The following is a 15,268-nucleotide window of genomic DNA, read 5'->3' as shown; positions in this document are numbered from 1 at the left end:
GCGGCCGAAGGGCGCTAATGGCGAACCGGGCCGCCACTTGCTATATAATGGCCGGCATGCTGATCCCGGATCCCAAATACCCTGAACTGCGCCGCCGCCGGTTTCGTCCGATTCCGGTGCGGATGCTGGTGCCCAACGTCATCACCCTGCTGGCGATCTGCGCCGGCCTGACGGCGATCCGCCTGTCGATCGAAGGGCGGATGGAGCTCGCGGTCGCGGCCATCGTGTTCGCGGCGGTGCTAGACGGCGTGGACGGGCGCGTCGCGCGCATGATCAAGGGCCAGTCGAAATTCGGCGCCGAACTCGACAGCTTGGCCGATTTCGTCAATTTCGGCGTCGCGCCCGGCCTGATGCTGTATTTCTGGCAGCTCCAGGAATTGCACAATGGCGGCTGGATCGCGGCCATGGTGTTTGCGATCGCCGGCGGCTTGCGGCTGGCGCGCTTCAACGCCTCGATCGACGATCCGAACAAGCCGGCCTTTGCGGCGAACTATTTCACCGGCGTGCCGGCGCCGGCTGGCGCCATCCTGGCGATGCTGCCGTTCTATTTGGCGTTTCTCGGCGTCCCCAAGCCGCCGGCCATGCTAACCGCCGGCTACACGTTGCTGATCGCGTTCCTGATGGTGTCGCGCCTGCCGGTGTTCTCCGGCAAGACGGTGAAGATGCGGGTGCCGCCGGAAATGGTGCTGCCGGTCTTCGTCTCCGTGGTGTTCTTCGTGGCGCTACTGATCGGCTATCCCTGGCACATCCTGTCGATCGGCTCGGTGCTCTATCTTCTGAGCCTGCCTTGGGGCTGGAAATCCTATCGCGACCATGAGCGCAATGCCGCTGCCACGCAGCCGGCTGCACCTGCCGACGCTGCCGCGTCGTCAGCGCCGGCGCAGACCTTCGCGCCGCCTTCTGGTGATGGTGGGGACGAGCGGCCGGCACGGCTGAACTAACCTCCGACATAGCTGCAGAGAACCACCGCCCTCATGTCCCGGACGCGGTGCGGCGCGAAGTGCTGCGCTGCGTCCGGGGCACGAGGTCGCAGCGGGGGATCACCCGCAAACCTGCATTCCATTTTTGCTGATCGCGCTCTTCTCGGCTATACGGCATGCTGATGCGCGGCTTTCCAAGCCGGCCCGGCACAAGAACAATCAGGAGAGAACGCCGTGAACAAAGCCGTTACCGCACCATTGCCTGCTTCCGTCCTTGAGGCGCTGGCGCGCTACGACACGCCGACCATCTGCAACGCGATGGAGATCGTTGCGCCCGAGCGCCGCCTGATCGGCTACACCACCAAACCGCTGGTCTGCCCGTTCCCGGACCTGCCGCCGATGGTCGGCTACGCCCGTACGGTGACGATCCGCTCGGTGCTCAAATCGACCCTGCCGCCCGACGAGCAGGCCCGCCGCCGCATCGCCTATTACGAATATGTCGGCACCGGCTTCGGCCCGCGCATTACCGTGATCCAGGACATCGACGGGGCTGATGCCGGCTACGGCGCGTTCTGGGGCGAGGTGCAGAGCAACGTCCACAAGGCGCTCGGCTGCCTCGGCGTCATCACCGACGGCTCGATCCGCGACATCCCGCAATGGGCACCGGGCTTCCAGGCGCTCGCCGGCTCGATCGGGCCATCGCACGCCTGGGTCCATGCCGAACATTGGGGCGGCGAAGTGCGCGTCGCCGGCATGACCGTGCATTCCGACGATCTCATCCACGCCGACCAGCACGGCGCCATCGTGATCCCGCACGATATTGCCGCCAAGATTCCGAAAGCCGCCGAATTGTGCGGCCGGCGCGAGACGCCGATCCTGGAAATCGCGCGCAGCCCCGACTTCTCGCTCGAGAAGCTGAAAGAGGCTCTGAAGCGCTCGGCGGAGATCCACTGAGAAGAGGCTGAACTTCAGGAACAGGCAAGGGGGATGCCATGAGGGGATTTTGGGCGGCGCTGTCGTTGTTGATCCTCTCAGGTATTTCGGTTGCCGAGGCACAAACCTTCCCCTCGCGGCCGCTCACGCTGATCGTGCCGTTCCCGCCGGGCGGTTCGACCGACACCGCCGCCCGCATCATGGGCGAGCGGATGCGCGCCACGCTCGGTCAGTCCGTCGTGATCGAGAATGTCGGCGGTGCCGGCGGCAGCATCGGGGTCGGGCGTGTCGCGCGCGCCGCGCCCGACGGCTACACCTTCGACATCGGGCAATGGGACACCCATGTCGGCAGCATCATCTACAAGCTCGACTACGACCTGGAGAAGGATTTCGAGCCGATCGCGCTGGTCTCGAACAATCCGCAATTGATGGTCGCCAAGAAAGACCTGCCGGCGAACACGCTTGGCGAACTGGTCGCGTGGATGAAGGACAATCCCGGCAAGATCAACTTCGTCAACCAGAACGCGGCGGCGCACGTCACCGGCGTGCTGTTCGAGAACCTGACCAAGCAGAAGGTGCAGTTCATTCCCTATCGCGGCGCGGGACCTGCGATGACCGATCTCGTCTCCGGCACGGTCGATCTGTTGGTGGTGCAGGGCGCGGTGGCGCTGCCGCAGATCCGCGCCGGCAAGATCAAGGCGCTGGCCAATCTCTCGGCGGCGCGCTCGGCCTCGATGCCTGATATTCCGACCTCGGACGAGAGCGGGGTTGCCGGCCTCTATATGTCCGGCTGGTTTGGCTTCTGGGCGCCGAAGGGCACGCCGAAGGACGTCATCGCCAAGCTCAATGCAGCGACGACAGAGGCGCTGGCCGATCCCGCGATTCAGAAGCGCTTCTCCGAACTCGGCCTCGACGTCGCGCCGCGTACGCTGCAGACCCCGGAAGGGCTGGCCGCTTTCCAGAAGGCCGAGATCGAAAAATGGTGGCCGATCATCAAGTCTGCCGGCATCGGCGCGCAGGCGCAGTAGGGCCGTAGTCCACTGACCCAACCGCGTCATTGCGAGCAAAGCGAAGCAATCCATCAACCGTTATGCCGCGCTATGGATTGCTTCGCTTCGCTCGCAATGACGGTGAGAAACGCGACGAAAAAGCCGCCGCCATCATGGTTAGCAAATCCTGAAACCGCGCCTGCCGCGGCCCCGCAATTTTACGATCCCTGTTTGAGTTTAACCTTTACGGCTCTTTAATCGCGCCGGTCGTAGGGTGCCTCCTGCGCAAGTTCCGGAATCGGCTGCGCGCCCGGTCAGGATGGCGGGCAATTCGCGTATGCGTCGGAGTTCAGAATGGATATCACCACGCTCGTTGGCCTGATTGCCGGCGCCATCGTATTGTCGACGCTGATCCTGATGGGCGGTGATTTCCGGATGTTCTACGACATCCATGCCGTCATCATCATCTTCGGCGGTTCGTCCGCGGCGACACTGATCCGCTTCCCGCTCAGCGCGATCCTGCACGGCATGCCGCTGGGCGCCAAATTCGCCTTCACCATGAGCCGGCTTTCGGCCCGCGATCTCGTCGACGAACTCGCCCGCATCGCCGAGATCGCCCGCAAGCAGGGTCCGGTCGGGCTGGAAAAGGTCGAGACCGACGAGCCTTTTCTGGCCAAGGGCATCCGCTACGTCGCCGACGGTTACGACCTTGAATTCATCCGCGACAATCTGGAGCGCGATCGCGACAACTTCCTGATGCACCTGAACGAGGGCTCGAAGATCTACCGCGCGATCGGCGACTGCGCGCCGGCGTTTGGCATGATCGGCACGCTGCTCGGCATGGTGCAGATGTTCTCCAACATGTCGGACCCCTCGAAGCTCGGACCGTTCATGGCGGTGGCGCTGCTGGCGACGCTCTACGGCGCGCTGGTCGCGAACCTGATCTGTCTGCCGATCGCCGACAAGCTGCACGGCAAGCTGATCGACGAAGAGACCAACCGCACGCTGATCATCGACGGCATCCTGATGATCCGCGATTCCAAGAGCCCGGCGCTGGTGCGCGAAATGCTGCTCGCCTATCTGCCCGAAAAGCATCGCCACGAGGAAGGCGAGCTGGTCGCGGCCTGATCAACGGAGCGGCATCCAAGGCGCGGACGTAAACGCATGGCCAAGAAAAAACGCGAAGAGGCGCATGGCGGTCACGGCTGGTTCGTGACTTTCGCCGACCTGATGGCGCTATTGTTGTCGTTCTTCGTGATGCTGGTGGCGTTCTCCAGCCAGGACCAGCAGAAGCTCAAGATCGTCGCTGGCTCGATGCGCGAGGCGTTCGGCGTCCAGACCGAGTCGCGGCATTCGGGCATCGTCGAATCCGACGGCCTGCCGACGCGGCCGAAGCTGAAGAACGTCGCGCACATTCCGCCCGAGGAAGCCTCCAATACGCCGACGCCTGACGACAAGGACCGTCAGAAGGAAACCGGTGCCCGCCTGAAGGTCGACCGCGAATTCGCGCTCGCCGCCGCCTCGTTGCGCCAGGCGCTGCAGGACATGCCGGAACTGACCGAAATGTCCAAGCACATCATGTTTGAAGAGACCAAAGAGGGCCTCAATCTCGAAATCGTCGATCAGGACGGCCGTTCGATGTTCGCCGACGGCTCCAAGGTGCCGTTTGACCGCACCCGCCGGTTGATCCAGAAGCTGGCGATTCCGCTGAAGGCGACGCCGCTGCGGATCAACATCATGGGCCACACCTCGGCCGGCTTCGTGCCGTCGCGCGGCGAATATGGCGCGTTCGATCTGTCGGCGGACCGTGCCAATGTGGTACGCCAGATCCTCGAGCGCGAAGGCCTGCCCGCATCCCACATCTATGCCGTCGGCGGCCGGGCCGACAGCCAGCCGCTGTTTCCCGACGATCCGACCCTGCCTGCCAACCGTCGCGTCACCATTACACTGATGCGCGAAAATCCGCCGCTTCCGCCGAATCTGAAGCCATAAGCGCGCCTACCATAATACCATCTTGCCATTTCGATGGAATCTGCTTTGCGTAAGCTCCGCATCGCCTGTGGTGCTATGCTTGCCCGATGATTGACAGGCCGTGCGGAAGCGTCGATAGCCGCGCGGATCAATTCAACGACGAGAACGTTCCTCCTTCATCATGACTGTCAGCGTCACTTCTACCGAAGCCCAACATGAGGGGCACGCCACCTCCGGCTTTTGGGCCCTGACGCTGGGCAGTATCGGTGTGGTGTTCGGCGATATCGGCACCTCGCCACTGTATGCGTTTCGCGAGGCCGTCACCCACGCCGCCAACGGCGAGGAAGTCACCCGCACCATCGTCCTTGGCGTGCTGTCGCTGATCCTGTGGTCGCTGTTCATCGTGGTGACAGCCAAATATGTGCTGCTGCTGTTGCGCGCCGACAACAATGGGGAAGGCGGTACGCTGTCCCTGATGGCGCTGGGTCAGCGGGCGCTGGGCCACCGCAGCTGGGTATTGCTGGCGCTCGGCGTCGTCGGCGCCTCGATGTTCATCGGCGATTCCATGATCACGCCGGCGATCTCGGTATTGTCGGCAGTCGAAGGTCTCAAGCTGGTCACGCCGGCGCTCGAACATTACGTCGTGCCGCTGACGATCTTCATTCTGGTCGTTCTGTTCTCGGTGCAGAGCAGCGGCACCGCGCGGGTCGCCTCGGCTTTCGGCCCGGTCATGGTGATCTGGTTCGCCACGCTGGCGACGCTGGGGCTGATCCACATCAGCGACGATCCGACCGTGCTCTATGCGATCAATCCCTTCTACGCGATCCAGTTCATGCTTTCCCACGGCACCGTCGGACTGGTGACGATGGGCCTGGTGTTTCTGGCCGTGACCGGCGGTGAGGCGCTTTACGCCGATCTCGGCCATTTCGGGCGCAAGCCGATCCAGGTCGGCTGGCTCTATTTCGTGATGCCGGCGCTATTGATCAATTATTTCGGGCAGGGCGCGCTGGTGCTGTCCGATCCGGGATCGATCGAAAATCCGTTCTACCGCCTGGTGCCGGGCATGCTGCTGTTGCCGATGGTGGTGCTTGCGACCGCGGCGACCGTCATCGCCAGCCAGGCGGTGATCACGGGCGCGTTCTCGCTGATCCGCCAGGCCGTGCAGCTCGGCCTCTTGCCACGCTTCGAGGTGCGTTACACCTCGGAGACGCACGCCGGCCAGATTTATCTGCCGCGCGTCAACCGGCTGCTGCTGATCGGCGTCGTGCTGCTGGTCTTGCTGTTCCGCACCTCGAGCGGCCTTGCCTCGGCCTATGGCATCGCCGTTTCCACCACCATGGTAGTCGACGGCATCATGGGATTCGTCGTGATATGGAAGCTGTGGAACTGGCGTGCGGCGACGGCGGCCGCCGTCATCCTGCCGCTCGTTGTCGTCGACATGAGCTTCTTTGCCGCCAACCTGCTGAAGCTGTTCGAAGGCGCGTGGGTGCCGCTATTGTTCGGCGTCGCCGTGGCAGTGATGATCTGGACCTGGCGCCGCGGCGCCGGGATTCTTGTCATCAAGACGCGGCGCATCGAGGTGCCGCTGGCGGATCTGATCAAGAGTCTGGAAAAGCGCCCGCCCCACATCGTCAAGGGCACGGCGGTGTTCCTGACGTCGGACCCGAGCTTCGTGCCGACCGCCTTGATGCACAATCTCAAGCACAACAAGGTGCTGCACGAGCACAACGTGATCCTGACCATCGAAACCGCGCAGACGCCGCGCGTCGATCTGGCGGACCGCGTCAAGATGGAGAAGATCAGCGAGAAGTTCTCCACCGTGCGGTTGCGGTTCGGCTTCATGGAATCGCCCAACGTGCCGAAAGCGCTGGTGATCGCGCGCAAGCTCGGCTGGCAGTTCGACATCATGGCGACGTCGTTCTTCGTGTCACGGCGCTCCCTCAAGCCCTCGGCGCAGTCCGGCATGCCGCTCTGGCAGGATCACCTGTTCATCGCCATGAGCCGCTCGGCCAACGACGCCACCGACTATTTCCAGATCCCGACGGGACGGGTGGTCGAGGTTGGAACTCAGGTAACTATCTGATCTGCATTGAAAATCATGGCTAGCGCCGCTAGCCTATCCATGCGGACGGCGCATACCGGAGGCCTAAAATCCGGCTAACCTGCATGGCGACCGGGGGAGTATAGGGCTGCCGGTCTGCATTGTGCAGCGCGGCATACGAGGCCCAACCCCCATGTCAGTCCAGTTTGCGGTCACCGCGGCGGAAACGCCCGCGGCCAACGGTCATGGCGAAGCGCATTCCACCGCCACCTTCAAGGCGCTGATGCTCGGTAGCATCGGCGTCGTCTACGGCGACATCGGCACCAGCCCGCTCTACGCGCTGCGCGAGGCCGTGGTGGCGGCGAGCGAAGCGGCGACGGCCGCGACGCCGCAGGCCGTGCTCGGCGTGCTCTCGCTGATCCTGTGGGCGTTGATCGTGGTGGTGACGCTGAAATACGTCGTCATCCTGCTGCGCGCCGACAACAATGGCGAGGGCGGAACGCTGGCGCTGATGGCGCTGGCGCAGCGGGCGGTCGGCAAGGGTGGGGCTGTGATCGTGTTGCTCGGCATCATCTCCGGCGCGCTGTTTTACGGCGATGCCGTGCTGACGCCCGCTTTGTCGGTGCTGTCGGCGATCGAAGGTATGAAGCTGATCACCGTCACCTTCGAGCATTACGTCGTGCCGCTGACCTTGATCATCCTCGTCGCGCTGTTTGCCGTGCAGTCCCGCGGCACCGCGCGCGTGGCCGCGTTCTTCGGGCCGATTATGTGCGTCTGGTTCGCGGTGATCGCGGCCGCCGCCGTACCGCAGATCGCGCGCCATCCCGAAGTGCTCGGGGCTTTCAATCCGCTCTACGCCGTCTCCTTCATGCTCCATCACGGCCTGATCGGCTTCGTGACGCTGGGCGCGGTGTTTCTCGCCGTTACCGGGGCCGAAGCGCTCTATGCCGACCTCGGTCATTTCGGCAAGCGGCCGATCCAGACCGCCTGGCTTTTCATTGTGCTGCCGTCGCTGGCCATCAACTATCTGGGGCAGGGCGCGCTTTTGATCGCCGACCCCAAGGCGATCGAAAATCCGTTCTTCCTGATGTTCCCGGACTGGGCGCTGATCCCGATGGTGGTGCTGGCCACGGTCGCGACCGTGATCGCGAGCCAGGCCGTGATTACCGGCGCCTATTCACTGACGCGCACGGCGATTCAGCTCGGCCTGCTGCCGCGGTTCGAAATCCGCCATACCTCGGAAGCCCATTCCGGCCAGATCTACATCCCGCGCATCAACCTGCTGCTGTTTCTGGCGGTGATCTTGCTGGTGGTGCTGTTCCGCTCGTCGAGTGCGCTGGCCTCGGCCTACGGCATCTCCGTGACCGGCACCATGGTGGTTACGGCGATGATGGGCTTCGTCGTGATCTGGCGGGTCTGGAAATGGTCGCCGGCCGCAGCTGCCGCACTGATCGCGCCGTTCCTGTTCCTCGACATCACCTTCCTCGCCGCCAACCTCCTCAAGGTGTTCGAAGGCGGCTGGGTACCGCTCGCGCTCGGCGGTGTCGTGATGCTGCTGATGTACACCTGGCGGCGCGGCAGCCGGCTGCTGTTCGAGAAATCGCGCAAGCTGGAATTCCCGCTCGCCGATCTCGTGGCGATGTTGGAAAAGCGTCCGCCGCAGCGTGTCTCCGGCACGGCGGTATTTTTGACCTCCGACCGCGAGTGCGCCCCGACCGCGCTGATGCACAGCCTGAAGCACTACAAGGTGCTGCATGAGAAGAACGTCATCCTCACCATCGAAACCGCGCCGACGCCGCGGATCGATGATGCAGAACGGGTGCGGCTGCAGCAGCTCAGCGAGACGTTCTCCCGGGTGACGCTGCGCTTTGGCTTCATGGAATCGCCCAACGTGCCCAAGGCGCTGGTAATCGCCCGCAAGCTCGGCTGGCAGTTCGACATCATGGCGACGTCGTTCTTCCTGTCGCGCCGCGCGCTCAAGCCTGCCGCCCATTCCGGCATGCCGCGCTGGCAGGACCTGCTGTTCATCCGCCTCAGCCGCTCGGCGAATGACGCCACGGACTATTTCCAGATTCCGACAGGGCGGGTCGTGGAAGTGGGGACGCAGGTCACAATCTAGGGCGTGGACCCCAGTTCCACCGGCGTTGTCGCAGGACGGCAACAGCTGCATTGTTTCTTAGGCGAAACAGAACATCCGACTCCACACGTGCCCCGGTTTGGATCAGTCTCACGGTGGGGCGGATCGAAGTTTTTACCCTGCCGGGGCAGGGGCGCGAATACATGCGGCGTTTATGTGGGACCGTGCTCGGAAGCCGGGCTGAAGCCTTGCGTGGCCAATATTCCGATGCGATGGTCCGGCATTGTGAGGAGTAGCGCAAATGCGTTTCGTCGGCGCGAACAACCATTCCGATCCCCATAGCCCGGAAGATCCGCTGTACTACGCCCCGCGCTCGCAGCGCGGCATGGCGGACCCGCGATCCGGCATGGCGCCGCAGATGCGACCGGACGATTTGCCTCCGATCCCTCTGTCTCGTTCTGATGAGATGCGCGAGGAAGCCTTCGCCAAATTCGCCCGTCCGCTGGAGGCCCAGTTCGTGTACGAACGCCGGCGGTCACGCGGATGGCTCGCCACCGTGGGCGCGATTGTCGCGGCGGTCGGTATCACCGCAGCGCTGGCGGTGGTTCTGTTCAACGTGTTTCCGAGATCAAAGACTGATCCCGCCGAGCTCGCCGTTTCCATTTCGACGCCTGCATTGGCGACACCGGCCGAGGTGACGCCGGCCCCGGCGACGTCCGAGGACTCCCAAGCCCTGCTTCAAGGTTTCAAGCGGTTCCAAGGCGTGCAGGGAAGCGAAGATCAGAAGCAGGGTCTTTCTGAGCCCGCCCGCGCCGGGACGGCGAAGGAAGCGCCGGAAAAATCCCAGGCGCTGCTCGACAAATTCATGCAGTGGCAGCCAGGAAAATAACGCAGAGAAGAGGTCGAGTCAGCCAGCTCGGCTTGCAGTTATTTCCCGCAGCCGGTTTTGGGCCCGGTATAATGGAAACGTTGCGACATGAATTGGCGAATGGGCCATGGTGGCAACGGACACTCAAACCATCACCGTGTTCGGCGGAACCGGCTTTGTGGGCCGCCGCATCGTTGAATATTTGCGCTCTCACGGGTTTCCCGTACGGATCGCGTCAAGGCACCCGGATCAAGGGTACGCCCTGCCTGGTGCCGATGATCCGCAACTTCAATCCGTAGAGGCCAACATTCACGACGAGCGGTCGGTCGCGGATGCGCTTGCTGACGCTTACGGCGTTGTAAATGCGGTCAGTCTTTACGTCGAGCGCGGGCCGGAGACGTTTCATTCCATTCACGTCGAGGCCGCCCGGCGCGTTGCAGTTCAAGCGCACAGGGCTGGGGTCAAAAGACTCGTCCACCTCTCAGGAATAGGTGCCGATGCTGCCTCACCATCACGCTACATCCGAGCACGCGGCGAGGGCGAACTGGCGGTTCGCGACGCATTCGCTGCGGCAACCATCATCCGTCCGGCAGTGATGTTCGGACCCGACGACGCGTTCTTGGTCGTCATCCTCAAGCTCCTCGGCCAGCTTCCCGTCTATCCGATGTTCGGCCGCGGTGCGACCCGCTTGCAGCCGGCCTATGTGGAAGATGTCGCGGATGCGATTGGCCGGATCATGCAGCGCGACGAAACGCCGGGAATTTTCGAATTGGGCGGACCTCACGTGTATTCCTACGAGGAGCTTCTCAGGGCCGTGGCGCATCAAGCCGGATTGACGCCTCGACTGATTCCAGTCCCGTTTGCCGCCTGGCACGCCCTGGCGTGGGCCTCCGAAATGCTCGGGAGTCCGTTTCTCACGCGCAATCAAGTGGAGCTGATGCAAGTCGACACCGTGGCATCGCCAGATATGCCTGGATTTGCTGAACTCGGGATCTCGCCGCATTCGGTCGAGGCAATACTCCAGAAGATGGGGTCAAACTCCCAAGGATGACGTTGCGCTCACCAATGGGGAACCAACCTTTGGAGACACCGTTGAATCCACTCATGCGAAGCAACAATCACGGGCTGAAGCCGCATCATAACGGAGGCGGATATCATGGCTACATGTGAAACCTGCGGCAACGACTATGACAAGAGCTTTCAGGTCACAATGAATGGCAAGGCGCATACGTTCGATAGTTTCGAATGTGCCATTCATGCGCTCGCACCGACCTGCGATCATTGCGGCATCCGCATCGTCGGGCACGGATTGGAAAAGTCCGGCACCTTTTACTGTTGCGAGCATTGCGCCGAAGGGGAAGGCGTCAAAGGGCTACGTGACCGAATCTAGACCCGGAGGCGAGGGCTGGGCCTCTCTTCTATCCGCAAGCGATGATGCTTCATTTGCAGCGGGCGCCTCGCAGGAACGCGAGGCCATGCTTGTTCGATCTCCACGGCAGTGCCTAGCGCTCGGTCGGACAAACCCCCTCATCGGATTGAGGCGCATTGGGACAGTGTGACTGCCGGATAACATTGCTTGCGTCAATCGAAGTTTGAGCATTGAATTCGGCGGAGATGGGCCACTACCGCAAGTAGTTTTTCGAGTGTGTCCGTACCTCGCAGCATGAAATCTCGGAGAGACTCGCCTGGCCGTGAGGCGAGTGCGATGACCCATGCGTAGCTGAACAGGAGGGTACCCCATCTCGTCCCCTGACTAATCGGCAGTGGCCAAGCGCGCAGCCTCATGCGTGCGAGCAACCAGCACCGTCGACGGCCTAACCAAAGGGAGGAAGAACAATGAGCACCTGGCTTAGTGAGCGAGAGCAACGTCTTGTCGCGGGCGCGGAGGCGGCTTCGGCGGCAACGCCGATTCCTACCCAGATTGTTTCCAATGGCGAGTATTTGCCGCCTCCGCAGAGCGCCGTACAAAAGAAGGTCGAGGCCCGGATCAACGAGCTCGCCGACGTCAACGGCAAGCGCCTCGGCTTGAGTCGCCGGCAGTTCCTGCATACGAGCTGCGGCATGGCGACGGCATTCCTCGCCATGAACGACGTCTACGGCAACGTCTTCCAGGTCGCGCCCGCGGAGGGTCGAGAGCCCGAATTGATGCAGGTACGCGCGCAAGGTCTCGCCGACCAGTTCATCTTCGACGTTCAGACCCACTTCGTGCGCGACGACTTCGATCACAAAGAGCTGTTGGGGCTGGCGGACTTTGCGAGCCAGCACTGGAACCCGAAGATGAAGGAGGAGGGCGTGTCCTCGCTCGCCCGCTACAAGTTCCAGAATTACGTGAAAGAGATCTATTACGACAGCGACACCAACGTGGCGCTCTTGAGCGGTGCGCCGTTCGACGATCCGAGCTGGTGGCTTCTGTCCAATGAGCAGATCGTCAAGGCACGCGAGCTCATCAATGACTTTGCCGGTTCGCGGCGCCTGCTGGCTCACAGCGTCATCACCCCCAAGCAGCCGGGCTGGATGGAGGAGGTCGACAAGGCGATCGAAGTCTACAAGCCGGATTCCTGGAAGTCCTACACGATCGGCGACCCGCTGGCGCCTTCCAAGTTCCCGTGGCGTCTCGACGACGAGCAGGTGATGTATCCGTTTTACGAGAAAGCGGTGCAGGCCGGCATCAACACGCTATGTATCCATAAGGGGCTTCTGCCGCCCGATTACGAAAAATCGTTTGCCGGCGTGTGGGAGTATGCAACCGCGTGGGATATCGGAAAGGCGGCCAAGGATTGGCCGCAGATGAACTTCGTGATCTATCACTCGGCGTTACGGGCGTTCCTCGAACTGCCTGACAAGGCGTGGGCGGAGTTCGAGCAGACCGGCCGCATCCAGTGGGCATCGGAACTCGCGGAAATTCCGCAGAAGTTCGGCGTCACCAATGTCTACGCCGAACTCGGCACGTCCTTTGCCAACTCGGCAGTGGCGCATCCCAAGTTCTGCGCCGCGCTCGTCGGCACCTTGATCAAGGGTATGGGCGTAGACCACGTAATGTGGGGTACCGACTCGGTCTGGTACGGCTCGCCGCAGTGGCAGATCGAAGCGCTGCGCCGGCTCGAAATCCCCGATGATATGCAGAAGAAATACGGCTTTGCGCCGCTCGGCGACGCCAATAGTGCCGCCAAGCAGCTCATCTTCGCAGGCAACGCGCTCAGGTTCTACAAGATCAAGCTTAAGGCGGCCGACAACACTAGGATGCCGGCCTATTCGGCGGACCGTCTCGCTTCGCTCAAGAACGAGTATACGCTTGCCGCCAAGGAGCCCTCGAACCTGCGCTACGGCTACGTTCGCGCGGCATAAGTGCCAGCGGCTGCGGCGCCGGAGTGGGCAAGCTTCGCCGGCGCCGTTCGTTTTCCGTCCAGGACCAGCAGCGGGTACGCTCAGCTCAGCGCATAGACCTTGGCCTCCCATGGAAAGATCGGCTCCCGGCCGATCCACTCGGGCGGCACGTCGCGATCCTGCGTGATTTCGCGCCAGCGCATGCCTGCCGGCGTCGCCGGCCAGTTCGGCACGCGGTATTCGGATGAGGGGGCAAAGGGGCGCGCGGTCTCGAAGTCCGAAAAATTGGCGACGACGACCACGGGATGGTCGATGCCCGGCCGGCCCCGCCGCCAGACCACGACGCGTTTGCCGTCCTCAAAATCGACGTGAATGAACGCCGTATCGTTGACGGAAAGCGCGTCCGACCTCGTGCGAAGCCGGACCAGGCGGGCGCAATACTCGAATATGCGCCGGCGCCAGGGGTCCTGCAGGCGATCGAAGTTCACGGGATCGACCTGCTTTTGCGGATGGACGATCGCGAGATCATGCTGGTCGGCGAACTCCTCGCCGGCGAAGATCATGGGGATGCCGACCGCCGTCATCAGGCAGACAAAGGCGAGCTTGATGCGCCGCTCGGTATTCCAGACGCCGTTGTTGTTGAGAAAATCGTATAGACGCTCGTTCCGAAAGCCCTCGACATCGTGCGAGGTCACATAGTTGATCGCCTGCGAGCCGTCGGAAAAGCCAAGCAGCCGGCAGTCGATCAGCTTGCGCACTGTCTGTTCAAAGCTCGGCTCCTTCTGGTCGTTTTGCCCGAGGATGGCGTAGCGCACCATCCGCTTGAACTCTTCGTTCCACAGGCCGTCGAGGCGGTTCTGGCGCAGAAGATCGATCGGCACCGCCAGATCCTCTCCGACGACCAGGAAGCGTTCGTCGGCGCCCGATGCGGGAAGGCCCTGCGCCTGCCACCGCGAGCGCCATATGGTCCGGGCAAGATCCCTGTACTCCTGCACGAAGTCAGAGTTCATGATGTTCGGCACACTGTCCATCCGGATGCCGTCGATCCGAAAGTCGAGCATCCAGCGCGCCAGGCAGGTCAGCATGAGACGGCGCGCCGGAACGAGGCGCGAAGGCGCACCTTCGACCGGGTCGTAGGCGTCGGTCAGGAAGTTGTATTTGAAGAGGTCGCCGCCAAAATCATCCCGCGCGTCTTCCTCCGGGTCGCCCGTGCCGCGGTGGACATGAAAATCGAGAAAATTGATGTAGCGATAAGAGTATCGCGTTGCGAACGCCATCACGACGTCGGCGAAGAAACGGAGACGGTGCCGATGACACGCCGCCACCAGCGCCGCGAGATCGGAGGATGCCGTCGGCGAGGCATGCCCTCTCGGAAATCCCAGATCGAAATCGGCGGCAAAATAGTTGCTCGTCGCGTAGCCCCACTCACGGCCGACGAAGCTGTCGGCCGGCGGCAGCAATTCGAGCGCGTTGACGCCGAGATCCTCGAGATAGGCGTCGCCGGGCGCGAGCGCGGCGACGCCTTCGAAATTGACCGGCGCCGCGGTCCGCTCGATCAGCGCAACAACATCCCGGAATGTGCCGCCGGCGATGCTGATGGTCCCTTCGGTCTCGATCCGGCTCCACCGCGTCGGCAACTCGTAGATGACGAGGCGGTTATTGGCGGGGAGGGTCTCGAGCCGAGCGTCGTTCTGCCAGTCCGCCTCGTCGCCGGCGGGATCGCAGGGCACCAACTCGTTGTCGCGCCACTTCACGACAGAAGCCGGTCCGCGGTCGTCGTCGGTGAAGGGGGGCGGCAGTGCCGGCGCGCGCAACCGCCAGTCCACCGTCCAGGCGGTTGGGTCCGTGCACTGGATGCGCGCCGGCACCGGCGTCTTCGGGTTCGCGTTGGTGACTTCGAACCAGTAATGATACACGCGATCGTTCGTCAGACCGCAGGCTGCGGCCGCTACCTCCCATAGATCGCTCGCAACAGCTGAAACCGTTAGATCGAACTTGCCCAGCAGCTCAAAGCCGGGCGGGTTTCCATCGCGGAACGTGCCGACGACGAGGACAGGGGGCGGGTTCACGCCTGTCGGGCGCCAGAGCACGAAATGGGTTCGCTTCCTGTGAAGCAGATCAAAGGGCATCGGGCTCTCCCCGGAT

General features: G+C 62.9%; 12 protein-coding genes. 11 read left to right on the top strand and 1 reads right to left on the bottom strand.

Features of this window, described 5'->3' with window-relative positions:
- The first annotated feature begins 56 nt into the window (after positions 1–56).
- From QA643_RS24080 to QA643_RS24030, 11 genes are all read left to right on the top strand, one after another.
- The gene (locus QA643_RS24080) at positions 57–941 is read left to right on the top strand and encodes a phosphatidylcholine/phosphatidylserine synthase (RefSeq protein ID WP_283028371.1); all 885 of its coding nucleotides are present in this window, start codon (positions 57–59) and stop codon (positions 939–941) included.
- 213 nt (positions 942–1,154) lie between these two features.
- Positions 1,155–1,874 carry an RraA family protein gene (locus tag QA643_RS24075; protein ID WP_283028370.1) on the top strand — a complete coding sequence of 240 codons (720 nt, stop codon included), beginning with the start codon at positions 1,155–1,157 and terminating at the stop codon, positions 1,872–1,874.
- Between the two features lie 38 nt (positions 1,875–1,912).
- The gene (locus QA643_RS24070) at positions 1,913–2,881 is read left to right on the top strand and encodes a tripartite tricarboxylate transporter substrate-binding protein (protein WP_283028369.1); all 969 of its coding nucleotides are present in this window, start codon (positions 1,913–1,915) and stop codon (positions 2,879–2,881) included.
- A 315-nt stretch (positions 2,882–3,196) separates the two neighbouring features.
- Positions 3,197–3,970, top strand: a complete 774-nt coding sequence (locus QA643_RS24065) for a MotA/TolQ/ExbB proton channel family protein (RefSeq protein WP_283028368.1) — start codon at positions 3,197–3,199, stop codon at positions 3,968–3,970.
- Positions 3,971–4,006: 36 nt separating this feature from the next.
- Positions 4,007–4,834 (top strand): flagellar motor protein MotB, encoded by an 828-nt coding sequence (locus QA643_RS24060; RefSeq protein ID WP_283028367.1) that lies wholly within the window; start codon positions 4,007–4,009, stop codon positions 4,832–4,834.
- A 160-nt stretch (positions 4,835–4,994) separates the two neighbouring features.
- Complete coding sequence (locus QA643_RS24055; protein WP_283028366.1) at positions 4,995–6,896, top strand: potassium transporter Kup; 1,902 nt, start codon at positions 4,995–4,997, stop codon at positions 6,894–6,896.
- A gap of 151 nt (positions 6,897–7,047) precedes the next feature.
- A complete protein-coding gene (locus tag QA643_RS24050) occupies positions 7,048–8,973 on the top strand; it encodes a potassium transporter Kup (protein ID WP_283028365.1) in 1,926 nt (641 codons plus the stop codon).
- Between the two features lie 259 nt (positions 8,974–9,232).
- A complete protein-coding gene (locus QA643_RS24045; protein WP_283028364.1) occupies positions 9,233–9,820 on the top strand; it encodes a hypothetical protein in 588 nt (195 codons plus the stop codon).
- A gap of 106 nt (positions 9,821–9,926) precedes the next feature.
- A complete protein-coding gene (locus tag QA643_RS24040; protein ID WP_283028363.1) occupies positions 9,927–10,850 on the top strand; it encodes a complex I NDUFA9 subunit family protein in 924 nt (307 codons plus the stop codon).
- A 105-nt stretch (positions 10,851–10,955) separates the two neighbouring features.
- Positions 10,956–11,189 (top strand): hypothetical protein, encoded by a 234-nt coding sequence (locus QA643_RS24035; protein WP_283028362.1) that lies wholly within the window; start codon positions 10,956–10,958, stop codon positions 11,187–11,189.
- Positions 11,190–11,635: 446 nt separating this feature from the next.
- Positions 11,636–13,144: an amidohydrolase family protein gene (locus QA643_RS24030; protein WP_283028361.1), complete on the top strand. Its 1,509-nt coding sequence runs from the start codon at positions 11,636–11,638 to the stop codon at positions 13,142–13,144.
- A gap of 80 nt (positions 13,145–13,224) precedes the next feature.
- Here QA643_RS24030 and QA643_RS24025 read toward each other — a convergent pair whose 3' ends face one another.
- Positions 13,225–15,252: an alpha-amylase family glycosyl hydrolase gene (locus QA643_RS24025; RefSeq protein ID WP_283028360.1), complete on the bottom strand. Its 2,028-nt coding sequence runs from the start codon at positions 15,250–15,252 to the stop codon at positions 13,225–13,227.
- Positions 15,253–15,268: the final 16 nt, after the last annotated feature.

This window comes from Bradyrhizobium sp. CB3481, assembly GCF_029714305.1.
Classification (GTDB): Bacteria; Pseudomonadota; Alphaproteobacteria; order Rhizobiales; family Xanthobacteraceae; genus Bradyrhizobium.
This window is presented reverse-complemented; position numbering and strand designations above follow the sequence as displayed.

What these genes read in the sequence shown, in the direction of transcription:
- QA643_RS24080 (WP_283028371.1), top strand. Translation starts at nt 57, where the DNA reads ATGCTGATCCCGGATCCCAAATACCCTGAACTGCGCCGCCGCCGGTTT.
- QA643_RS24070 (WP_283028369.1), top strand. Translation starts at nt 1,913, where the DNA reads ATGAGGGGATTTTGGGCGGCGCTGTCGTTGTTGATCCTCTCAGGTATT.
- QA643_RS24065 (WP_283028368.1), top strand. Translation starts at nt 3,197, where the DNA reads ATGGATATCACCACGCTCGTTGGCCTGATTGCCGGCGCCATCGTATTG.
- QA643_RS24060 (WP_283028367.1), top strand. Translation starts at nt 4,007, where the DNA reads ATGGCCAAGAAAAAACGCGAAGAGGCGCATGGCGGTCACGGCTGGTTC.
- QA643_RS24055 (WP_283028366.1), top strand. Translation starts at nt 4,995, where the DNA reads ATGACTGTCAGCGTCACTTCTACCGAAGCCCAACATGAGGGGCACGCC.
- QA643_RS24050 (WP_283028365.1), top strand. Translation starts at nt 7,048, where the DNA reads ATGTCAGTCCAGTTTGCGGTCACCGCGGCGGAAACGCCCGCGGCCAAC.
- QA643_RS24045 (WP_283028364.1), top strand. Translation starts at nt 9,233, where the DNA reads ATGCGTTTCGTCGGCGCGAACAACCATTCCGATCCCCATAGCCCGGAA.
- QA643_RS24040 (WP_283028363.1), top strand. Translation starts at nt 9,927, where the DNA reads ATGGTGGCAACGGACACTCAAACCATCACCGTGTTCGGCGGAACCGGC.
- QA643_RS24035 (WP_283028362.1), top strand. Translation starts at nt 10,956, where the DNA reads ATGGCTACATGTGAAACCTGCGGCAACGACTATGACAAGAGCTTTCAG.
- QA643_RS24030 (WP_283028361.1), top strand. Translation starts at nt 11,636, where the DNA reads ATGAGCACCTGGCTTAGTGAGCGAGAGCAACGTCTTGTCGCGGGCGCG.
- QA643_RS24025 (WP_283028360.1), bottom strand. Translation starts at nt 15,252, where the DNA reads ATGCCCTTTGATCTGCTTCACAGGAAGCGAACCCATTTCGTGCTCTGG.